18 protein-coding genes and 2 pseudogenes are annotated in these 21900 nt (G+C 70.6%); 7 read left to right on the top strand and 13 right to left on the bottom strand.

Annotated features, from left to right (window positions below):
* Positions 1-74 precede the first annotated feature (74 nt).
* From QQS16_RS35480 to QQS16_RS35465, 4 genes are all read right to left on the bottom strand, one after another.
* Entirely contained in the window at positions 75-422 is a 348-nt protein-coding gene (locus tag QQS16_RS35480) for a hypothetical protein (protein WP_286066165.1), read from the bottom strand.
* 81 nt (positions 423-503) lie between these two features.
* A complete protein-coding gene (locus QQS16_RS35475; RefSeq protein ID WP_286066164.1) occupies positions 504-887 on the bottom strand; it encodes a DUF6262 family protein in 384 nt (127 codons plus the stop codon).
* Positions 874-3162, bottom strand: coding sequence for a tyrosine-type recombinase/integrase (locus tag QQS16_RS35470; protein WP_286066163.1), 2289 nt, complete (start codon positions 3160-3162; stop codon positions 874-876). The genes QQS16_RS35475 and QQS16_RS35470 overlap by 14 nt, the downstream gene beginning before the upstream one ends.
* The gene (locus tag QQS16_RS35465) at positions 3159-4250 is read right to left on the bottom strand and encodes a tyrosine-type recombinase/integrase (RefSeq protein WP_286066162.1); all 1092 of its coding nucleotides are present in this window, start codon (positions 4248-4250) and stop codon (positions 3159-3161) included. Before QQS16_RS35465 ends, QQS16_RS35470 begins: the two co-directional genes overlap by 4 nt.
* 138 nt (positions 4251-4388) lie before the next feature.
* Here QQS16_RS35465 and QQS16_RS35460 point away from each other — a divergent pair.
* Positions 4389-4475, top strand: a pseudogene (locus tag QQS16_RS35460) (DUF5999 family protein); the annotation flags it as partial.
* 1 nt (position 4476) lies between these two features.
* Here the strand turns inward: QQS16_RS35460 and sigJ are convergent.
* From sigJ to QQS16_RS35415, 9 genes and pseudogenes are all read right to left on the bottom strand, one after another.
* Positions 4477-5367 (bottom strand): RNA polymerase sigma factor SigJ, encoded by an 891-nt coding sequence (gene sigJ / locus QQS16_RS35455; protein WP_286066161.1) that lies wholly within the window; start codon positions 5365-5367, stop codon positions 4477-4479.
* Between the two features lie 106 nt (positions 5368-5473).
* Positions 5474-5689: pseudogene (locus QQS16_RS35450) on the bottom strand (FxLYD domain-containing protein); the annotation flags it as partial.
* Between the two features lie 280 nt (positions 5690-5969).
* On the bottom strand, positions 5970-6995 hold the full coding sequence (locus tag QQS16_RS35445; protein ID WP_286066160.1) for a LacI family DNA-binding transcriptional regulator: 1026 nt from the start codon (positions 6993-6995) through the stop codon (positions 5970-5972).
* Positions 6996-7074: 79 nt separating this feature from the next.
* Positions 7075-8499: a BNR repeat-containing protein gene (locus QQS16_RS35440; protein WP_286066159.1), complete on the bottom strand. Its 1425-nt coding sequence runs from the start codon at positions 8497-8499 to the stop codon at positions 7075-7077.
* A gap of 69 nt (positions 8500-8568) precedes the next feature.
* Positions 8569-8889 (bottom strand): L-rhamnose mutarotase, encoded by a 321-nt coding sequence (locus QQS16_RS35435; RefSeq protein WP_286066158.1) that lies wholly within the window; start codon positions 8887-8889, stop codon positions 8569-8571.
* A 55-nt stretch (positions 8890-8944) separates the two neighbouring features.
* On the bottom strand, positions 8945-10030 hold the full coding sequence (gene rhaS / locus QQS16_RS35430) for a rhamnose ABC transporter substrate-binding protein (protein WP_286066157.1): 1086 nt from the start codon (positions 10028-10030) through the stop codon (positions 8945-8947).
* 123 nt (positions 10031-10153) lie between these two features.
* Positions 10154-11152 (bottom strand): ABC transporter permease, encoded by a 999-nt coding sequence (locus QQS16_RS35425; RefSeq protein ID WP_286066156.1) that lies wholly within the window; start codon positions 11150-11152, stop codon positions 10154-10156.
* Entirely contained in the window at positions 11145-12185 is a 1041-nt protein-coding gene (locus tag QQS16_RS35420) for an ABC transporter permease (protein ID WP_286066155.1), read from the bottom strand. The genes QQS16_RS35425 and QQS16_RS35420 overlap by 8 nt, the downstream gene beginning before the upstream one ends.
* Positions 12182-13699, bottom strand: a complete 1518-nt coding sequence (locus tag QQS16_RS35415) for a sugar ABC transporter ATP-binding protein (RefSeq protein WP_286066154.1) — start codon at positions 13697-13699, stop codon at positions 12182-12184. The genes QQS16_RS35420 and QQS16_RS35415 overlap by 4 nt, the downstream gene beginning before the upstream one ends.
* A gap of 248 nt (positions 13700-13947) precedes the next feature.
* Here QQS16_RS35415 and rhaI point away from each other — a divergent pair, with 248 nt between their 5' ends.
* The 6 genes from rhaI (at position 13948) to QQS16_RS35385 (ending at position 21812) form a co-directional block, all read left to right on the top strand.
* Positions 13948-15114: an L-rhamnose isomerase gene (rhaI, locus tag QQS16_RS35410; RefSeq protein WP_286066153.1), complete on the top strand. Its 1167-nt coding sequence runs from the start codon at positions 13948-13950 to the stop codon at positions 15112-15114.
* Positions 15115-15270: 156 nt separating this feature from the next.
* On the top strand, positions 15271-17310 hold the full coding sequence (locus QQS16_RS35405; RefSeq protein ID WP_286066152.1) for a bifunctional aldolase/short-chain dehydrogenase: 2040 nt from the start codon (positions 15271-15273) through the stop codon (positions 17308-17310).
* Positions 17307-18770 (top strand): rhamnulokinase, encoded by a 1464-nt coding sequence (locus QQS16_RS35400; RefSeq protein ID WP_286066151.1) that lies wholly within the window; start codon positions 17307-17309, stop codon positions 18768-18770. Before QQS16_RS35405 ends, QQS16_RS35400 begins: the two co-directional genes overlap by 4 nt.
* Before the next feature lie 71 nt (positions 18771-18841).
* A complete protein-coding gene (locus QQS16_RS35395; protein WP_286066150.1) occupies positions 18842-19597 on the top strand; it encodes a (Fe-S)-binding protein in 756 nt (251 codons plus the stop codon).
* Entirely contained in the window at positions 19594-21114 is a 1521-nt protein-coding gene (locus tag QQS16_RS35390) for a LutB/LldF family L-lactate oxidation iron-sulfur protein (protein ID WP_286066149.1), read from the top strand. Before QQS16_RS35395 ends, QQS16_RS35390 begins: the two co-directional genes overlap by 4 nt.
* A complete protein-coding gene (locus QQS16_RS35385; RefSeq protein WP_286066148.1) occupies positions 21111-21812 on the top strand; it encodes a LutC/YkgG family protein in 702 nt (233 codons plus the stop codon). The genes QQS16_RS35390 and QQS16_RS35385 overlap by 4 nt, the downstream gene beginning before the upstream one ends.
* The last annotated feature ends 88 nt before the right edge of the window (positions 21813-21900 follow it).

The raw sequence follows: 21900 nt of genomic DNA, 5'->3' as shown, positions 1-21900 counted from the left end.
TCTTCGAGGTTATGTCGATCTCGGACGCGGAAGAGGCTGCTGACCAGGGACACTACGAGACGGACATGTCTTCGTCAGGACCGGAGGCACTCTCCCTGCGGATCGAAGCAGATGAGTCCGTGCTCGCGAGCCAGCGCAGCGGCGTACTCGGACACTTCCTCAGCCTTGCCGTAGGACATGAGCAGGTAGACGATCGGGCCCGATGCCTCATCGAGGACCGGTGGCGACGCCCATACGATGCTGTGCTCGTCGTCGGGGTATCGCGCCACGAGTGCTTGCACGTAGGCCATGATGCGCGGCGCCGGAGGCACGACGACATCGTCCGATTCCAGGTAGCGCTCGTAGAGCTCGTCGTAGGTCGAGCCCGCTTGGTCATTGTCGAGGGGACGATCACCGTCCCAAACAGCAAGGTCATAGCTCATAGGCGCATCGTCGCAGGCAGGAGCTGCGCTGGCGCCAGCAGGCCCCGAGATCGAACCGCCACTCGTGACCCGCAAGAGGTCCTAGGCAAGAGTGCGGAGGCGGCGGATTTCACCGTGGGCGGTCTCCAGTTTTCGGGTGAGGTCAGCGACCTGGTCGCGGAGTTGCCGGTTTCGTTCGAGTGCGGTCTCCAGCCTGCGGTGCAGGGAGGCGTCGCTGGCCGCGTGCCGGGGGCTGCGGTGGGGTGCAGGGGCTCGTTGCTGGAGTTGGTTGATCGCGGTAATGAGGTCGGTCTGCGTGTATAGCCAGGACCGGGAGACACTGGCCGCGTTCGCGATGCCGACGACGGTGGGCCGTTCGCTGCGGCAGGATGCCGTCCTGATGGCCTCTTCGGCGCGCTCGCGTGCCTGCCTGCTGCGTGTCTTCGAGGCTTCGACGAGGAAGCGGGCGTTGTCAGCCGGTGGCATCGAGATCGGTCACCTTCCCGCCGGCCACGATCTGCTGCGGTCCGGCTTGTTCCAGAGCGTCGATGATGGTGTCGAGCTTGCCGAGCGTGCGGGTGTTCTTCTCGACGATGCGCGACAGCCCGGCTTGCTCGGCGTCGCCGATGAGCTTGCGGGTCTCCTCCCGCTGGCGTCGGTGCTGGTCGAGGAAGTCGCCGGTGGTGATGAAGAAGCGGCAGTCCAGACATGGGTTGGCGTACTCGCAGTCGGTCTGGATGGGTGCCCCGCAGTAGCCGTTGGGGAGACTGACCTTGGCGCGGACCAGGGAAAGCCGCATCCAGGTGGCATCGGCGAGCGGGTGGTCGGCGGGCAGTGCGACGGGTTCGCCCTCGGCGTTGACCTTGAGGGACTTCTCCCAGTGCTCGCGCAGGGTCTTTTGATGCAGGCGGGCGTAAACGGCCGTCATCTGCGGCGACATGTGATCCAGCAGTTGCTGGACGATGTGCTGCGGGACGTTGGCATTGATCATCCGGGTGCCGAGCGTGTGGCGGAACTGGTGGAAGGTCACCCGCGCGGGGCGGCCGTGCTCGTCGATGAGGCGGATGCGCTCCAGCCAGGTCTCCATCTGTTCGCGGCACCAGCTGTCCGAGACGGCCTTGCTGCCGTTGAGGTTGGCCACCCAGCCGGGGAACAGGAAGCGGCTCCCGGAGGGGAAGCGGGCCTGGACGCGCTTCTGCTGCGCGGCGATCTCGTCGGCCAGGGCCTGGCTGATGGGGAAGAACGCGATGCGGCCGTGGATCTTGTGGTTGACCCAGCTCAGGTAGGGGGCGCCGGTGTCGTCGTGCGTGACGCAGTCGAACCGCAGGCGCCGGGCGTCCTTCATGCGCAGGCCGCAGGAGATCAGCAGCGGGACCATGAGGCGAAGATCGTCGGTGGCGATCAAGGCCAGGCTGGCGGGGTTCTCCATCTGCCGCATCAGGTGCTCGGAGATCCAGCGGGGCTTGGCCGGCGGCGGAGGCGGGGCGTCGTTGTAGACGACAGCGTCGCGGGGCAGGTCGGGCTGCCAGTCGTGGGCACGGGCGTCGGCGAGGAACCGGCCCAGCGAGTTGACCGCGGCCCGGCGGGTGAACACGTCCGGGTAGTTGACGGCGAGGGCGGCGATCCACGTCTCGATCCTGGCGCGGGTCAGGTCGGCAGGCTTGGCGTTCGGCGGCAGGTGCCGGGAGAGATGGATCAGGGAGCGCAGGTTCTGCGCGACGGTGTTGACGCTGATGTTCGTGCTGATGCGCCAGCGACACCATCGTTTGGCCAGTTCGCGCAGCCAGGGCTGGGCTATGCCACCGAAGCGCAGGTAGCGCGTCTCTCCGTCGGCGAGAGCGAAGTGGCGCAGGTCCCAGACCTCGCGCGGATACTGGTCGGCCCACGGATCATCGGCGATGAGCAGGTGCTCCAGGGCGAAGCGGGTGTCCGCGATGAAGCGGAAGGCGACCACGTTGTAGCCGTGGCGGCGTCCGTCGGGCCCGAGCGGTGCGACGTGGTCGCGCCATCTGGTCTCGTCCCAGTCCAGGAGGCTGGAGACCGGCGCCTGACAGGCCCAGGTGACCGCGCGGCGGACATCGCGGGCGGGGGTGAAGCGCAGCCCCTCGTCGAGGCGGTGTTGCAGGCCGAACTGGAACTCCAGGCGGAGTGCGGGATCGAGCTGACCCAGGCGGATCTTCGGATCGCCGCGGTGGGCGAGGTCCTCGTACCAGCTCGTGAGTTCAGGGCGGCCGTGCTTGCACCACCGGGAGTGGTGCGTGTGACACAGCAGCACATCAGTGCTGTCGGTCCAGCGCGGGCAGTCGGGAAACTCGCAGGTCCGCTCGGCTGCCGTCGGCCTGCGCGGCGGGTGACAGAGGGTGCGTCCCGCCCAGTCCTCAAGCGGCGGTCGCCCGGCGTGGGTCCATCGCGAGGCATGCCGGTGACACAGGCCGTGGGCGGCCCTGGCTCGGTTGCACCCGGAGACCAGGCAGGCCGCCACCTGCTGGCGGCGACGCAGTCGCGCGTCCTCGTCCGCGGCCCAGCTGTCCAGGTCGGCCGGGCGTCCTGCGGCCACCCAGTGGTGATGGTGGGTGCGACACAGCTTCAACCGCCCCATGGTCAGCGCCGTCGGGCAGGAAGCGATGCGGCACTCCCCGGGGAAGAACACCGGGCTGTCACGCGGCGGACAGAACACCTCGGCCCGGAACTCCGGGCGCACCGTCTCCATCAGCTTCGCCAGCAGCCCCGCCGAACCCCGCCGCGTCTGGGGCGCGTTCACCGGGCCGATGCCCCGTCCTTGATGATCCCGGCCGAGAGGAGCACCCGGCGATGATCCTCGACATCGAGGTGACTGTAGATCTCGGCAGTGGTCTGCGGGCTGGCATGACCAAGGAGTTCGGCCACGACCTCGATCGGCACCTCGGCCCGCAACAGCCGCGTGGCGTAGGTATGTCGGCAGACGTGCGGCGAGAAGTGCGTAATGCCGGTCCGCTGCTGCAGGCGTTCCACCAGTTCGTTGACGTTCGCCCGGGTCATCGGGGAGCCGATCGGCTCGCGGAAGAGGTTGGCGAACACAAAGTCGCAGTCCAGCGTGCCGTACTCGCTCTCCATGTAGGCGGCGTAGCAGTCGAACAGCTCCGGCCTCACTGGCACGATCCGGCCCTTCATTCCCTTGACGCGGGCCCCGTTGGCGTTGTTCTCGCGCGGAACGACGTGCACCTCGCCCTTGCGGAGGTTCAAGTCGGCATGCCGCAGGCCCAGGGCCTCGCTGATCCGCAGCCCCGAGTCGTCCAAGAGAGCGATCAGGAACCGGTCCCGGCGCCGGTTGCACGCGCTCATCAGCCGCTGGACCTCGTCGTCGGTCAGCGTCCGGGGCGGCTTGCGATGGGCGTGGATGCGGATCGGGCTGTACTCGACTTCGCCGCCCCTCTGGGTGTGCGCCAACATCGGCGTGTAAGAGCCGGTCGGCTGCCTGCCCAGCAGGCTTCCCAGCAGCGCGGGCACACTCTCGTCCCGCCGGGCGTGGAACCGGTAGAAGGATGCCAGCGTGGCCCGCTTCCGCTGCAACGTGGTGTTCTCCAACGCCTGGCCAACACCGGGCAGCACGAACACTCCCGGCGCACGTGCCGGCTTCGGACGGCGAAGCCAGTCGAAGAACTGGGCCAGGACCTCCAGACGAACACGCCGGAAGTCCAGACCCGTCTGCTCCAGCCAGACGAAGAAGTCGCGCAGGTCGTAGGCGTAGCCCTGCACCGTGTTTGGCGACGCACCGGTCGCTGCCAGGTACGCGAGGAACTCCTCCACGGCATCGACGGGCAAGCCGTCGTCCCCCACCACGGTGTACGAGACCGGATCGTCCTCGGACAACCGCAGCCTCTGCACAGCTAACGACACACCACACCCCAAGCCGACATGGACAGGCGAACAGAACCCGTCCATGAAGCACCGAAAGGCCTTCCAGTGGCAGCGCGTTGGACATCAAAGACACCCAGAAGACTGATCGACATAGTCGACGACACCGGTGAACTCCTGCCGGACGGACGGGTGGTGAGCCCGCACCGCGTCCCGGGCGGGCTGGTCGTGGCCGCCTGAGTCAGCCGAGACCGTCCGGCAGGTCCAGGGTCGCGAGGCGCTCGGGGTCGGCGAGGATGTGCATCGCGGCGATCCGCCCGTCGGCGACGACCAGGTGCATGACGGTGAGCAGGTGTCCGTCGGAGACGTTGACCAGGCCGACCGCGCCGTTGACCAGCACCGGTCGTGCCAGCGGGGTGAACTCCCGGAACAGCATGGCCTGTCGGGCGACCGACTCGGCTCCACGCAGCAGTTTGGACGCTGCGGCGCCCGCCAGGGCCCCGGAGTCGGCCCGCAGCACCACATCGGGGTGCAGGACCGCGACCAGCGCCTCGAAGTCCCCCGCCAGCGAGGCCGCCATGAACGCGTCGACGACCTTGCGCTGCCGCCCGAGGTCCGGGTCGGCCGAGGGGGCGGCCCCCCGCACCCGGCGCCGGGCGCGGCTGGCCAGCTGGCGGGTCGCGGCCGGGCTGCGGTCCACGATCGGCGCGATGTCGTCGAAGGGCACCGCGAACATGTCGTGCAGGACGAAGGCGAGCCGCTCGGCGGGCTCCAGCGTCTCCAGGACGATCATGAGGGCGAGGCCCACCGAGTCGGCCCGGAGGACCTCCTGTTCCGGGTCCGTCTCCCGCAGGGGCCGGATCACGGGGTCGGGGACGAAGGTGTCGTCCAGGGGGTCCTCACGGCGTCCGGTGCGCGAGCGCAGCATGTCGAGGCAGACCCGGCCGGTCACGGTGGTCAGCCAGCCGCCGAGGTTGCGGATCTCCCCGCCGTCGACGCGGCCCAGTTTCAGCCAGGTCTCCTGGACGGCGTCCTCCGCCTCGGCCAGCGAACCGAGCATGCGGTAGGCCACCGCCCGCAGATGACCGCGGTGTTCCTCGAAGCGGTCCGCCAGCAGCTCCGTCTCGTTCACGCCGTCCCCCATGCCCAGTCCGCCGCCCGCCGTGTGACGGAGTGATGATCCGATCCCATCACCTCCTCGCGGCGCTGTGCACGCCGTTTTCCCGACAGGCGGGCGTTCAGTACCGCTGTGCCTGGGCGAGCTTCGGTGTCAGCGCCGGCTCGGGGGGTTTGCGGCTGACGGCGAGCGGCTGGGCCCGGGCACCGGGTTCCAGGTCCTCGGCGCCCACGTACCGGCTCTCCACGGCCTTGCCGGAGTCGTCGAGGAAGTCGACCCGCACGGCGTACGACGCCTTCTTGTCGGTCTTGTTGGTGATGGTGACGACGACGGCCAGTGCCGCGGCAGGCAACGTTTGCCCGTCAAGGAGCGGCGTCCGGTGCGTTCGGCACGCCTCGGCCCGCCGGTGTCGTCGTCGGGGCCGCACGACACCAGCGTGACAGTGCCGGCCAGGACGGCGGCCACCGCCGACGCGACGGCCGTCCGCCGGGACCGGGCGGGGGTGACGTGGGGATCGGGAATCGAGCCTCCAGAGCCGCCGGGCAGACGTGATGCGCCTTATGCCGGAATTTCCGGCCGGGCATGTCGGGTCGTCGGCGGACGGCCGCCCGGGACGCTCAGCGCGCCGCGAGGCTGGAGCGTCGCACCACCAGCTCCGGTTGGAGCACGACCCTGCGGTGCTCGTGCTGCCGCGGCGCGGTCTCCTCCTCCGTCTCCTCCAGCAGCAGCCCGGCGGCCAGGGCGCCCATGGTGACGGCGGGCTGGCGGACCGAGGTGAGCGGAACCGCCGCCGCGGCGGCGAACTCGATGTCGTCGTAACCGACGATCGCGAGGTCGTCGGGGACGCCGACACCGGCCGCGTACATGGCCTGAAGGACGCCCAGGGCGAGCAGGTCGTTGGCGCAGAACACGGCGGTCGGGCGGTCGGCGAGGCCGAGGAGACGGGCGCCGGCGTCCCGGCCGGCGGCCACGTCGAGCCGCTCGGTGGGCAGCTCGCGCAGGGCCTGCGGGCCGAGGCCGGCCTCGGCGAGCGCGTTCAGGGCACCCGTACGCCGGTCCCGGACCTGGTTGAGACCGGGCGGGCCGCTGACGTACGCGATGGAGCGGTGCCCGGCGTCCACGAGATGGCGGACGGCGAGCGCGCCGCCCGCCACGTCGTCCACGGAGACCGAGCACTCGGTGGTGCCCTCGGCGACCCGGTCCACCAGGACGAAGGGGATGCCGTGGCGCCGGAACGACGCGATGTTGCGGCCGGTCGCGTCCGCGGGGGTCAGCAGCACGCCCCGGACCCGCTGCTCGGCGAAGAGCGAGAGGTACTCCGCCTCCTCGCCCGCGTTCTGGGCGCTGTTGCAGACCATCACGCCGAGCCCGGCCTCGCGGGCGGCGCGTTCGGCACCGCGCGCGACGTCGACGAAGAAGGGGTTGCCCATGTCGAGGACGAGCAGCCCCATGATCCGGCTGCGGCCCGCGCGCAGCTGGCGCGCGGACTCGCTGCGGACGTACCCGAGCCGGTCTATCGCGGACAGCACCCGGGCCCGGGTCTCGGTCGCGACCGTGTCCGGCCGGTTGATGACGTTCGACACCGTGCCGACGGAGACCCCCGCGACACGGGCGACGTCCTTGATACCCACCGACTGGCCCATCAGGCAAAGACCTCCAGGAGGGCGAGAAGTGGCCGGAAAGCCCTCACATTACCGTCATCACCGCGCACATCAGCCCCGGTCACGCGGGCAGTGCGAAGTCGGCGACGCGCAGCGCCGAGGGGGTCGTGCCGCTGGACTTCTCCTGGTACATGACCGACAGCACATTGCCGGACCTGACCCGCATCTCGTCGACCAGGACCTCGCCGAAGGCGTTGAGGCCGCTGCCGTCGAACAGGAGCTTCCAGTCGGTGTAACCGGAGGCCGCCGACGCCGCGGCGATCCGGCCGAAGGGGAGGACCGCGTACGCGTTGTCGTACTTGTCCAGGACCAGCCGGGTGCGCTGGCTGGAGTTGAGGGGGACCGGGATCTCGGTCTTCTGCCAGGTGCCGGAGGCGTTCCTGCGGACGTGGAAGGCGCGTCCGTTGGCCGTCCGGGCGGTGACGTAGTTGGTGGTGCACTGGCCGAAGCGGCCGGGCACGTAGCTGATGATCGCGTGCGGGCGGCCGGCGGAGTCGGTGGCCTGGCTCTCCTGGTTCATCAGGGAGTGGTCGGGGTTGAGCGGGTCCACGACGAGGCCGCCGTCCGTGACGGACACCTTGTCGGAGCCGCCGGTGGTGCCCACGACCGTGCCCGCGTTGGTGCGCCAGGTCCGGCCGCGGTCGTCGGAGTAGACGTAGCCGGTGTCGTGGTTGGTGATGCCGCCGCCGTTGCACATCACGGCGCCGTTCTGCTCGCGCCAGGTGAAGAAGGAGTGCAGCCGGCCGTTGACGTCGTAGTCGATGCCGTGCAGGTACATGTTGCGGGCCGTCGAGGAGCCGTGCTCGCTGGTGTACGTGCCGGTGGAGCTGGACCACTCGCCGAGGTTGGTCCACCTGGTGCCGTCGTACTCGGCCAGGGCGTTGCGGCCGTTGCCGGACACGGCGACCCGGTAGCTCAGCTGGAGCTTGCCGTCGGGGGTGGAGACGAACTGCGGGTAGGTGAACTGCGAGGTGAGCGCCAGCCCGTCCAGCGTGGACTGCGGGGCGCCGAAGCGGCTCGTGGTCCAGCTGAGCCCGGCCGGGTTGTCCACCAGGCCGGCCACCGACTTGACGTAGGTGAAGCCGTCGCTGTGGGAGTCCATGTTGAGGTGGAGGCGGCCGTCGACCTGGGAGACGCCCATGGAGATGACGTTGTGGGAGTCGTTGTAGCGCAGCGTGTGGCCGACCTTCACGGTGGACCAGGTGCTGCCCCCGAGCACGCGGCGGCCGACGACGGCGTTGCGGTCGGCGGTGTACCAGACGGCGTACTGGTAACCCTTGTAGGTCAGCAGGCCGTTCTTCTGGAACGAGTTGTTGTTGACCAGGCCGTCGTACGACACGAAGTAGATGGCCTGCGTGTCCAGGGTGGTGGTGCCGGTGCGGGTGACCGAGGGGCCGGGGTCGGCGGCGCGGGCGGTACCGGCGGAGAGGGCGGGGGTGATCACGGCACCGGCGAGGGCGGCGCCCAGCAGCGTACGTCTGTTCATCTCGGGGACTCCGTTGTCTGGCGAGGTGAGCACAGGGATGGGGCGGGCGGAGCGGGGTGAACGAGTGGATCAGGCGAGGTGGAACACCTCGGTGAGGGGCTTCATGGCCTCGTCGGGCCGGGCGCCGTCCAGCGATTCGAAGAACGGCGCCATCTCCGCCTGCCAGCGGGCGTTGACCTCGGTGGCCTCCATGCCGGCCTGTGCCGCGGCGAAGTCCTCGGTCTCCAGGTAGCCGACGAGCAGGCCGTCGTCACGCAGGAAGAGCGAGTAGTTGCGCCAGCCGGTGGCCGTCAGAGCGTCCAGCATCTCCGGCCACACGGCGGCGTGCCGCTCGCGGTACTCGTCGAGGCGGTCCGCCCGGACCTTCAGCAGGAAGCACACGCGCTGCATCAACACCCCTTGGGAATACGGGACTTGAAATGCTCGGGAATCAACGGCCCGGCGATCAGAAGTTGAACTGGTCGATGTTCTTCGCGTCGAACACGGTGGGCTTGCCGAGGCTGATCACGCCGTCCTTGCCGATGGTGTACTCGCCCATGGCGCCGGCCGTGAAGGTCTCGCCCTCCTTGCCGGTGATCTGCCCGGACGCCAGCGCGACGGCCGTGCGCGCGGCCAGTTCGCCGAGCTTCGCCGGGTCCCACAGCTCGAAGCCCTCGACCGTGCCGTTCTTGACGTACTTGCGCATGTCGTTGGGGGTGCCGAGGCCGGTCAGCTTGACCTTGCCCTTGTACTTCGAGCCGGAGAGGTACTGGGCGGCGGCCTTGATGCCGACGGTGGTCGGGGAGATGATCCCCTTCAGGTTCGGGTACTCCTGGAGCAGGCCCTGGGTCTGCTGGAAGGACTGCTGGGCGTCGTCGTTGCCGTAGGCGACCTTGACCAGCTTGACGTCCTTGTACTTCGGGTCCTTCAGCTCCTCCTTCATGAAGTCGATCCAGGTGTTCTGGTTGGTCGCGGTCTGCGCGGCGGACAGGATCGCGATCTCGCCCTTGTAGCCGATCTGTTCGGCGAGCAGCTGCACCTCGGTGCGGCCCAGGTCCTCGGCGCTGGCCTGCGACACGAAGGCGTTGCGGCAGTCGGGGTTGGTGTCGGAGTCGTAGGTGACGACCTTGATGTCGTTGCTCATGGCCTGCTTCAGCGCGGTGCACAGGGCGCCCGGGTCCTGCGCGGACACGGCCATCGCGTCGACCTGCTGCTGGGTGAGCGTGTTGACGTAGGAGACCTGGCCGGAGGTGTCGGTGGCGCTGGAGGGGCCGACCTCCTTGTAGCTGGAGCCCAGCTCCTTGACGGCCTTCTCGCCGCCCTTGTCGGCGGTGGTGAAGTACGGGTTGTTGACCTGCTTGGGCAGGAAGCCGACGGTCAGGCCCTTCTTGAGGGGGGCGTTCGGGTCGGCCTTGCCGGCGGAGGCGGCGGAGCCGGTGCTCTCGCTCTTCACGTCCTCCTTGGTGGTGCCGCCGCAGGCGGTGGCGGCCAGGGCGAAGGACGTGACGGCGGCGAGGGCCGCGCAGCTGCGGCGGAGGGTTGACTTACGCATGACGTGATCCTTTTGACGAGGGTGAGTGCGATGCGCCCCGAAGGGCGCGGGTCTGTGTCGGCGTGCGGCTTCCGCCGTGTGGGTGCGACCAGCCACACGCCCGGGGTTTTCGGGTGGTCTTGCCTACCGGAGCGCGGGACCGGCTCTGCGGCCCGCCCTCGCGACAGCGATCTGCCGTGCGACCCGCGGGCCGAGCACGGAGAGGACGAGCAGCACGCCGGTGACGACGATCTGCGACTGGGCGGAGACGTCCTGGAGGCTCATCACGTTCTGTAGCGCGCCGAGCAGGAAGACTCCCGCGATGGCGCCGCCGAGCGTGCCCTTGCCGCCGTCGAAGTCGATTCCGCCGAGCAGCACGGCGGCCACGACGGACAGTTCCAGGCCGGTGGCGTTGTCATAGCGGGCGCTGGCGTAGTGCAGCGCCCAGAAGACGCCGGTGAGGGAGGCCATCAGGCCGGTCACGGTGAACAGGATCAGCTTCTGCCGCTTGACGCGGATCCCGGCGAACCGGGCCGCCTCCTCGTTGGCGCCGATCGCGAACAGCGACCGCCCGAACGGCGTGGCGTGCAGGGCGACCACCGCGATGGCGAGCAGCACCAGGAAGGGCAGGAAGGCGTACGGGAGGAAGGTGTCGCCGATGCGTCCGGCGGCGAAGTCCAGGTACTGGGTGGGGAAGTCGGTCACGGCGTCGGAGCCGAGGACGATCTGCGCGATGCCCCGGTAGGCGGCGAGGGTGCCGATGGTGACGGCGAGGGACGGCAGGCCGAGCTTGGTGACGAGCAGGCCGTTGATCAGCCCGCAGACGACACCGAGCAGCAGACAGACCGGGATGATGGCCTCGATCGTCATGCCCTGGTTCCACAGGGCGCCCATCACCGCGCCGGACAGGCCGGCCGTGGAGGCGACCGACAGGTCGATCTCGCCGGAGACCACGAGGAGGGTCATCGGCAGGGCGATCAGCGCGATGGGCAGGGTGTTGCCGATCAGGAACGACAGGTTGAGGGCGTTGCCGAAGCCGTCGACCGTGGTGAAGGACAGCAGCAGCAGGACGATCAGGAGGGCGCCGACGACCGTGTCCCAGCGGACCACGCGGTTCGCGAGGGAGACAGAGGACTCAGGCATGGCGGGCGTTCCTCTTCTTCAGGGCCGACGCCACCCGCAGCGCGACCACGCGGTCCACGGCGATGGCGAGGATGAGCAGGATGCCGTTGATGGCGAGCACCCACACGGAGCTGACGCCGAGGGCGGGCAGCACGCTGTTGATGGAGGTCAGCAGGAGGGCGCCGAGGGCCGCGCCGTAGACGCTGCCGGAGCCGCCGGTGAAGACCACCCCGCCGACCACGACCGCGCTGACGACGGTCAGTTCGTAGCCGGTGCCGGTACCGGAGTCGACGTTGCCGAACCGGGCCAGGTACAGGGCGCCCGCGAGGCCGGCGAGCGCGCCGCAGAAGGTGTACGCGGCCAGGATCCGCTTGCGGACCGGGATGCCGGCGAGCCGGGCGGCCTCGGGGTTGGAGCCGAGGGCGTACATCTCGCGGCCGCTGCCGAAGTGCTTGAGGTAGTAGGCGGTCGCCACCAGCACGACCAGGGCGATCATCGCCAGCCACGGCACCGCCGAGAGGCCGCCGGAGCCGAAGTCGACGAACCCGCCGGGCAGGTCGGCCGCGGTGATCTGGCTGGAGCCGACCCAGATGGAGTCGATGCCGCGGATGATGTAGAGGGTGCCGAGGGTGACGACGAGGGCCGGCACCTGGCCGAGGCTGACGAGCAGGCCGTTGAGCAGACCGAAGCCGATGCCGAGGAGGATCGCCAGCACGACGGCGACGACCGGGTTGCCGCCGCCCTGCAGGTAGCTCCCGGCGGCGAAGGCGCTGATGCCGAGGGTGGAGCCGACCGACAGGTCGACGTTGCGGGTGATGACGACCATCGACTGGCCGACGGCGACCAGCACCAGGATGGTGGCGTTCAGCAGCAGGTCCTTGATGCCCTGCTCGGACAGGAAGTCGCTGTTGCCCACCTGGGTGACGGCGATCATCACCAGGAAGACGGCCAGGATGGCCAGTTCACGCATCTTGAAGACGCGGTCGACCAGCCGGGTGCCGCTGGACCTGGGCACCTCGGTGGCGGGGGCGTGGTCGGGGGCGGTGACCGTCATGCGGCGACCCTCCCGGTGGCTGCGGCCATCACGGACTCCTCGGTGGCTTCGGAGCGCGGGATCTCTGCGGTGAGGCGTCCCTCGTGCATCACGAGCACACGGTCGGCCATGCCGAGGATCTCGGGCAGGTCGGAGGAGATCATCAGCACGGCGACCCCGTCGGCGGCCAACTGGCTGAGCAGGCGGTGCACCTCGGCCTTGGTGCCGACGTCGATGCCGCGCGTCGGCTCGTCGACGATCAGCACCCTCGGACCGGTGGCGAGCCACTTGGCCAGGACGACCTTCTGCTGGTTGCCGCCGGAGAGCGTGGAGACGGTGTCGGCGATCCGGGCGTACTTGACCTGGAGCTTGACGGCCCAGTCGAGGGAGCGGCTGCGTTCGGCGCCGCGGTCGACGAGGCCGGCCTTCACGGTCGTACGGAGTCCGGTGAGGCCGATGTTGCGCTCGATGGACATGTCCATCACCAGGCCCTGGGCGCGCCGGTCCTCGGGGACGAGGGCGAGCCCGGCGGCCATCGCGGTGGACGGGGCCCCGCTGGTGAGCCGGCGTCCCTGGACCTCGACCTCCCCGGCGTCCCAGCGGTCGATGCCGAAGACGGCCCGGGCGACCTCCGTACGGCCGGCCCCGACGAGGCCGGCGAGACCGACGATCTCGCCGTGCCGCACGTCGAAGGAGACGTCGGTGAAGACGCCCTCGCGGGTCAGCCGCCGCACGCTCAGGGCGACGTCACCGGGCTGGACGTCCTGCTTCGGGTAGAGCTCGTCGAGGTCGCGGCCGACCATGCGGCGGACGAGGTCGTCCTCGGTCATGCCGTCGATCGGCTCGCTGGAGATCCAGGCGCCGTCGCGCAGGGTGGTCACCCGTTGGCAGATCCGGAAGATCTCCTCCAGGCGGTGGGAGATGAACAGGACGGCGGCGCCCTGCTCGCGCAGGGTGTGGACGACGCCGAAGAGGCGGGCCACCTCGCTGCCGGTGAGGGCGGCGGTCGGTTCGTCCATGATCAGGACGCGGGCGTCGAAGGAGAGGGCCTTGGCCATCTCGACGATCTGCTGGTCGGCGATCGACAGGCCGCGGGCGGGACGGTCGGGGTCGAGTTCGACGCCGAGGCGCCGCATCAGGGCGAGGGTCGCCGCGTGTGTGGCCTTGTGGTCGATCCGGCCGAGAGCGCGGTGCGGCTGGCGCCCCATGAAGATGTTCTCGGCGATCGACAGGTCGGGGAAGAGCGTGGGCTCCTGGTAGATCACGGCGATGCCGGCGTCGCGGGCGTCGCCGGGACCGTGGAAGTGGACGGGCTCGCCGTCGAGCAGTACCTGGCCGGCGTCCGGTCGGTGCACCCCGGCGAGCGTCTTGATGAGGGTCGACTTGCCCGCACCGTTCTCACCGGCGAGTGCGTGCACCTCGCCGGGGAACAGTTCCAGGGACACGTCCCGCAGGGCACGTACCGCTCCGAAGGACTTGGAGACGTCCTTGAGCGACAGCACCGGGGCCGGACCCGCTTCGGACGGGTGGGTCATGAGGGGCTCCTCGACGACGCCGGCGGAGGCCGTCACAGCGTCGTGAAAGGTTTCAACTGGATTGCCGGGACGTTAGGCGCGCCAGCCATGTCGCGTCAATGGTCCGTCTCGAAAAACTTTCGATAGCCAAAGGTCACGGTCAGAGCACGACCCACGGGCTTTGCCGCACCTCTTGACACCCCTCCGGGCGACCCATAACTTCGCCGCTTGAATCGATTCATAGAGATGGCTGACAGAGGAGCCCCGAAGTGACCGACCTCGCCGCGGTGAAGGCCGCTCTCAAGACCCAGGCCGTGGAGACGCCGTCCTGGGCGTACGGGAACTCCGGCACGCGCTTCAAGGTGTTCGCGCAGCCGGGTGTCCCCCGCGATCCGTGGGAGAAGCTGGCGGACGCGGCGAAGGTGCACGAGTTCACGGGCGTGGCTCCGACGGTCGCCCTGCACATCCCCTGGGACAGGGTCGACGACTACGCGGCCTTGGCGAAGTACGCCGAGGAGCGGGGCGTGAAGCTGGGGGCGATCAACTCCAACACGTTCCAGGACGACGCGTACAAGCTGGGCAGCATCTGTCACGCGGACCCGGCGGTGCGGCGCAAGGCGCTGGACCACCTGCTGGAGTGCGTGGACATCATGGACGCCACCGGCTCGCGCGACCTGAAGCTGTGGTTCGCCGACGGGACGAACTATCCCGGCCAGGACGACATCCGCGAGCGGCAGGACCGGCTGGCCGAGGGGCTGGCCCAGGTGTACCGGCGGCTCGGCGACGACCAGCGGATGCTGCTGGAGTACAAGTTCTTCGAGCCGGCCTTCTACCACACCGACGTACCAGACTGGGGCACGGCGTACGCCCACTGCCTCAAGCTCGGCGAGAAGGCGCAGGTCGTGGTGGACACCGGGCACCACGCCCCGGGCACCAACATCGAGTTCATCGTCGCCACACTGCTGCGCGAGGGCAAGCTCGGCGGGTTCGACTTCAACTCGCGGTTCTACGCCGACGACGACCTGATGGTCGGGGCGGCGGACCCGTTCCAGCTGTTCCGGATCATGTACGAGGTGGTGCGCGGGGGCGGGTTCTCCGCCGAGGCCGGGGTCGCGTTCATGCTCGACCAGTGCCACAACATCGAGACGAAGATCCCCGCGATCATCCGGTCGGTGATGAACGTGCAGGAGGCCACGGCGAGGGCGCTGCTCGTGGACCGCGAGGCGCTGGACGCGGCGCAGCGGTCGGGCGACGTGCTGGAGGCCAACGCCGCGATCATGGACGCGTACAACACGGACGTACGGCCGCTGCTCGCGGAGGTCCGCGAGGAGATGGGGCTGGACGCGAATCCGATGGCCGCGTACCGCCGCTCCGGGTGGGCCGAGAGGATCGTCGAGGAGCGGGTCGGCGGCCAGCAGGCCGGCTGGGGGGCGTGAGCGGCCGCCTCGCGTCCGCCGGGTCAGACCGGTAGGCAGGCCGCCGGCCGTACGGAGCCGGTCGCGCCCACGCGGCGGAGCCGCACACGCATCACAGCCCCGCGCCCCTGAAGGGGGCGCTTGTCCGAACCCCCGTTTTCGAAGGACTGAACAGACATGGCACCCCATCCCGAAGCTGCCGCTCTCCTCGCCCGTTCCCACCGGCTCGGCGCCGATCCCCGCAACACGAACTACGCGGGCGGCAACGCGTCCGCCAAGGGCACCGACACCGACCCCGTCACCGGGGGTGACGTGGAGCTGATGTGGGTGAAGGGGTCCGGCGGTGACCTCGGGACGCTGACCGAGGCCGGGCTGGCCGTCCTGCGGCTGGACCGGATGCGGGCGCTCGTCGACGTGTACCCGGGCGTGGAGCGCGAGGACGAGATGGTCGCCGCGTTCGACTACTGCCTGCACGGCAAGGGCGGCGCCGCTCCCTCCATCGACACCGCCATGCACGGCCTCGTCGAGGCGGCGCACGTCGACCACCTGCACCCCGACTCCGGGATCGCGCTGGCCTGCGCGGCCGACGGGGAGAAGCTGACCGCCGAGTGCTTCGGCGACACCGTGGTGTGGGTGCCGTGGCGGCGGCCCGGATTCCAGCTCGGGCTGGACATCGCGGCGGTGAAGGAGGCCAACCCGCAGGCGGTCGGCTGTGTCCTCGGCGGGCACGGGATCACGGCCTGGGGTGACACCTCGGAGGAGTGCGAGCGCAACTCGCTGCACATCATCCGCACCGCGGAGGCGTTCCTCGCCGAGCGGGGCAGGCCGGAGCCGTTCGGTCCGGTGATCGAGGGCTACCGGGCGCTGCCCGAGGCCGAGCGGCGTGAGCGGGCGGCGGCCCTGGCGCCGTACGTCCGTGCCGTCGCCTCACAGGACAGGCCCCAGGTCGGTCACTTCACCGACTCCGACGTCGTCCTGGACTTCCTGGCCGCCGCCGAGCACCCGCGGCTCGCCGCGCTCGGCACCTCCTGCCCGGACCACTTCCTGCGGACCAAGGTCCGGCCGCTGGTCCTGGACCTGCCGCCGACGGCTCCCATCGACGAGGCGATCGCGCGGCTGAAGGAACTGCACGCCGAGTACCGCGAGGAGTACGCGGCCTACTACCAGCGGCACGCCGCAGCCGACTCCCCCGCGATGCGCGGCGCCGACCCGGCGATCGTGCTGATCCCGGGGGTCGGCATGTTCTCCTTCGGCAAGGACAAGCAGACCGCGCGGGTGGCCGGCGAGTTCTACGTGAACGCGATCAACGTGATGCGCGGGGCCGAGGCGGTCTCCACGTACGCGCCGATCGAGGAGTCGGAGAAGTTCCGCATCGAGTACTGGGCGCTGGAGGAGGCCAAGCTCCAGCGGATGCCGAAGCCCAAGCCGCTGGCGACCCGGGTGGCGCTGGTGACCGGCGCCGGCAGCGGGATCGGGCGGGCCATCGCCGAACGGCTGGTCGCCGAGGGGGCCTGTGTCGTCGTCGCGGACCTCAACGCCGAGAACGCGGCCCAGGTCGCCGAGGAGCTGGGCGGGCCGGACAAGGCCGTCGCCGTGACCGTCGACGTCACCTCCGAGGAGCAGATCACCGAGGCGTTCCGGGCGGCGGCGCTGGCCTTCGGCGGCGTGGACCTGGTGGTCAACAACGCCGGCATCTCCATCTCCAAGCCGCTCCTGGAGACCTCGGCGAAGGACTGGGACCTCCAGCACGACATCATGGCCCGCGGCTCCTTCCTCGTCTCGCGCGAGGCGGCCCGGGTGATGATCGCGCAGGAGCTGGGCGGCGACATCGTCTACATCGCCTCGAAGAACGCCGTGTTCGCCGGGCCCAACAACATCGCCTACTCCGCGACCAAGGCCGACCAGGCCCACCAGGTGCGGCTGCTGGCCGCCGAGCTGGGCGAGCACGGCATCCGCGTCAACGGCGTCAACCCGGACGGGGTGGTACGCGGCTCCGGGATCTTCGCGGGCGGCTGGGGTGCCAAGCGGGCGGCCGTGTACGGGGTGCCGGAGGAGAAGCTGGGCGAGTTCTACGCCCAGCGGACCATCCTCAAGCGGGAGGTCCTGCCCGAGCACGTCGCCAACGCGGTCTTCGCGCTGACCGGCGGGGAGCTGACGCACACCACGGGGCTGCACGTCCCGGTCGACGCCGGCGTCGCGGCCGCCTTCCTGCGATGAGGGGCGCCGTGAAGTCGTACGCCGCGGTCGACCTCGGCGCGTCCAGCGGGCGTGTCATGGTCGGCCGCGTCGGCCCCGACAGCCTGGAGCTGACCGAGGCGCACCGCTTCCCCAACCGGCCGGTCCGGGTTCCGGAAGGGCTGCGCTGGGACATCCTCGGGCTCCACCGGGGTGTCCTGGACGGGCTGCGGGCGGCGGGCGCCCACGGCGGCGGACGCCTCGACTCCGTCGGCATCGACAGCTGGGCCGTCGACTACGGCCTGCTCGACGCCGACGGAGCACTGCTGGGCAACCCCGTGCACTACCGGGACGCGCGGACCGAGGGCGTCGCGGAAAAGGTGTGGGCGACCGTGCCGGCCCCCGAGCTGTACGCGGCGACCGGGTTGCAGTACGCGCCCTTCAACACGCTGTACCAGCTCGTCGCGGCGCGTGACTCCGCTCAACTCGCACACGCGAGAAGGCTGTTGCTCATCCCGGATCTGCTCGCCCACTGGCTCACCGGGGTGCAGGGCACCGAGCTGACCAACGCGTCGACGACCCAGCTGATCGACCCCCGTACCCGTGGGTGGTCGCACGACGTCGCGTCCCGGCTCGGCATCGACCTGGACCTGTTCCCGCCGCTGCGGCAGCCCGGCGATCCGGCCGGCGTGCTGCGGCCCGAGGTGCTGGAGGAGACCGGACTGACCGGCCCGGTGCCGGTGACGGCGGTCGGGTCGCACGACACCGCCTCCGCGGTGGCGGCCGTCCCGGCGGGCACCGAGCGGTTCGCGTACATCTGCACCGGCACCTGGTCCCTGGCGGGCCTGGAGCTGGACGCGCCGGTCCTGACGGAGGAGAGCCGCCTCGCCAACTTCACCAACGAGCTGGGGCTGGACGGCACGGTCCGGTACCTGCGCAACATCATGGGCCTGTGGCTGCTCCAGGAGTGCCTGCGCGCCTGGGGGGACCCCGACCTGGGGGAGCTGCTCCGGGACGCGGCCGAGGTGCCGGCGCTGCGGTCGGTGGTGGACGCGGGGGACGCCGGGTTCCTGGCACCGGGCCGGATGCCGGAGCGGATCGCCGGGGCGTGCCGGGTCTCGGGGCAGCCGGTGCCCGAGTCCCCCGCCGAGGTCACACGCTGCATCCTCGACTCCCTGGCCCTCGCCCACCGGCGGGCGGTCGAGGACGCGCAACGGCTGGCCGGCCGTCCCGTCGACGTCGTGCACATCGTCGGCGGCGGCACCCGCAACGCCCTGCTGTGCCAGCTGACCGCCGACGCCTGCGGGCTGCCGGTGGTCGCGGGCCCGACCGAGGCGGCGGCCCTGGGCAACGTCCTCGTCCAGGCCCGCGCCCACGGCCTGGTCGGCGACCTGGCCGGGATGCGCGGGCTGCTCGCCCGCACCCAGCCGCTGACGCGTTACGAGCCGCGGGGCTACACCACCCGGTGGCACGCGGCTCAGGCCCGGCTCGCCGTGGGGTGACGGGGACTCCCCACGGGCCACCTGGCCGGACTACCCTTCACCCATCCGATGACCGACCACAAGGAGCCGCGATGCGTGTCGCCCTGTTCCTGACCTGTGTCAACGACACGCTCTATCCGGACACCGGGCGTGCCGTGGTGAAACTGCTGACCAGACTGGGCGTCGACGTCGACTTCCCGATGGCGCAGACCTGCTGCGGGCAGGCGCACTACAACACCGGATACCGGCACGAGGCGGAGCCGCTGGCCCGGCATTTCTCCGATGTCTTCCGGGACTACGAGGCGATCGTGACGCCGTCCGGCTCGTGCGGGGCGATGGTGCGGGAGCTGTATCCGCGGATGGGTGAGCGGGCCCGGGCGGAGGGGCGCGGGGACACCCTGGCCGCGACGCTGGCGCCGGTGGTGCCGAAGACGTACGAACTCACCGAGTTCCTGGTGGACGTGCTGGGGGTGACCGACGTCGGGGCGTACTACCCGCACACGGTGACCTACCACCCGACCTGCCACGGACTGCGCGGTCTGGGCCTGGGCGACCGGCCCCGGCGGCTGCTCGAGGCGGTGCGGGGGCTGGAGCTGGCCGAGTTGCCGGGTGCCGACGAGTGCTGTGGTTTCGGCGGCACGTTCGCGCTGAAGAACGCCGATGTCTCGGCGGCGATGGGCGAGGACAAGGTGCGCAACGCCGAGTCGACGGGCGCGGAGGTGCTGTGCGCGGCCGACAACTCCTGTCTGATGCACATCGGCGGCACGATGACCCGGCTGCGCACGGGCCTGCGGCCGGTGCACATCGCGGAGATTTTGGCGAGCACGGAGGAGGAACCAGCGGCATGAGCGGCACGTTCGTAGGAATGCCCGCGTTTCCCACGCCCGCGTACCCGGCCTTCCCCGAGGCCGCGCACGAAGCGGTGAACAACCCCACTCTGCGCGGCAATCTGCGGCACGCCACGCACACCATCCGCGGCAAGCGGGCCAAGGCCGTCGCGGAGGTGTCCGACTGGGCGGAACTGCGGGAGGCCGGAAAGCAGATCAAGGACCACACGCTCCGCCATCTCGACCGCTATCTGGTGCAGGTGGAGGAGTCGGTCACGGCGGCGGGCGGCGTCGTCCACTGGGCCGCCGACGCCGACGAGGCCAACCGCATCGTGACCCGGCTCGTCCAGGAGACGGGCGAGTCGGAGGTCGTCAAGGTCAAGTCGATGGCCACCCAGGAGATCGGGCTCAACGAGGCGCTGGAGGCGGAGGGCATCCGCGCCTACGAGACCGATCTCGCCGAGCTGATCGTGCAGTTGGGCAAGGACCGGCCCTCGCACATCCTCGTCCCCGCGATCCATCGCAACCGGGGCGAGATCCGGGACATCTTCGCGCGTGAGATGAGCGAGTGGGGCCGCCCGGCCCCGGAGGGCCTCACCGACACGCCCGCCGAACTCGCCGAGGCGGCCCGGCTGCACCTGCGGGAGAAGTTCCTGCGCGCCAAGGTGGGGGTCTCCGGCGCCAACTTCATGGTCGCCGAGACCGGCACGCTGGTCGTGGTGGAGTCGGAGGGCAACGGGCGGATGTGCCTGACCCTGCCCGAGACGCTGATCTCGGTCGTCGGCATCGAGAAGATCGTGCCGACCTGGCGGGACCTGGAGGTGTTCCTCCAGACCCTGCCCCGCTCCTCCACGGCCGAGCGCATGAACCCGTACACCTCGATGTGGACCGGCACCACCGACGGGGACGGTCCCCGCACCTTCCACCTGGTCCTGCTGGACAACGGCCGCACCGACACCCTCGCCGACGAGGTCGGCCGCCAGGCCCTGCGCTGCATCCGCTGCTCGGCCTGTCTCAACGTCTGCCCGGTGTACGAACGGGCCGGCGGGCACGCCTACGGCTCGGTCTACCCGGGGCCGATCGGCGCCATCCTCAGCCCCCAACTCCGTGGCACGGCAAGCGAGATCGACGCCTCGCTGCCGTACGCCTCGTCGCTGTGCGGGGCCTGCTACGAGGTGTGCCCGGTCGCCATCGACATCCCCGAGGTGCTGGTGCATCTGCGGGAACGGGTCGTGCAGGGCGGCCCGGTGACCCGGGACGGCAACAAGGTGGTGCTGCGGCCGGCGAAGGGGCACGCCGCCGAGCGGGCGGCGATGCGCGCGGCACGCTGGGCGTTCGCTCGTCCGGGCGCGCTGCGCGCCGGCCAGCGGCTCGCCTCGCGCACCCGCCGCTTCCATCCGCGCACGCTGCCCGGCCCCGGCGCCGCGTGGAGCGCCACCCGGGACCTGCCGGCGGTGCCGGCCGAGCCGTTCCGCGACTGGTGGCGGCGCACCCGGGGCGAGAACGGCGAGAACGGCGACAGAGGGGCCGCGAAGTGAGCAGCAGGGAACGGATTCTGGGCCGTGTGCGGCGGGCGCTGGCGGACGTACCGAGGGACGACACTCCCCCAGTGCCTGAAGGGCCCGGGAGGGACCCCCGGTACGAGCGGGCGGTCGCACGGGACTATCTGCGCGAGCACGGCGACCTGGGGGTCGAGCGGACGGTCGATCTGCTGGCCGAGAACCTGGCGGACTACCGGGCGGTCGTGCACCGCTGCGCCACCGCGGACCTGGCCTCGACGATCGCCGGGATACTGGCGGCACGCGGCGCGAATACCGTGCTGGTCCCGCCGGGTCTGGACCCGGCGTGGCTGTCCGCGGCGGAGAGCGAACCGGTGCCCGACCGGGCGGAGAGCACCGCGCGGGAACTCGACGGGGTCGACAGTGTGGTGACCGCGTGCGCGGTGGCGATCGCCGAGACCGGCACGATCGTCCTGGACGGCTCGCCCGATCAGGGCCGCCGCCGCATCACCCTCGTCCCCGACCACCACATCTGTGTCGTGCGGGTCCCCGAGCAGGTCGTCTCCTCCGTCCCGCGGGCCCTCGAACGCCTCGACCCGGCCCGCCCGTCGACCTGGATCTCCGGGCCGTCGGCCACCAGCGACATCGAGCTGGACCGGGTCGAGGGGGTGCACGGTCCGCGCACGCTGGAGGTGGTGCTGGTGGGTGGTCGGGCAAGTGCGGAGGTCACCTCGTAGCAGCTCGAGGGAGCCGGTAGGGGGGTGAAATCCCGGTACGTACGACCCGACGCGGGCAAGGGGTGACCGGTCCTCGCGCCGGGGTGGT

This window comes from Streptomyces sp. ALI-76-A (genome assembly GCF_030287445.1).
In the GTDB taxonomy this organism is placed as follows: Bacteria; Actinomycetota; Actinomycetes; order Streptomycetales; family Streptomycetaceae; genus Streptomyces.
The sequence above is the reverse complement of the archived record's forward strand: the minus strand, read 5'-3'. Positions and strand labels throughout refer to the sequence as shown.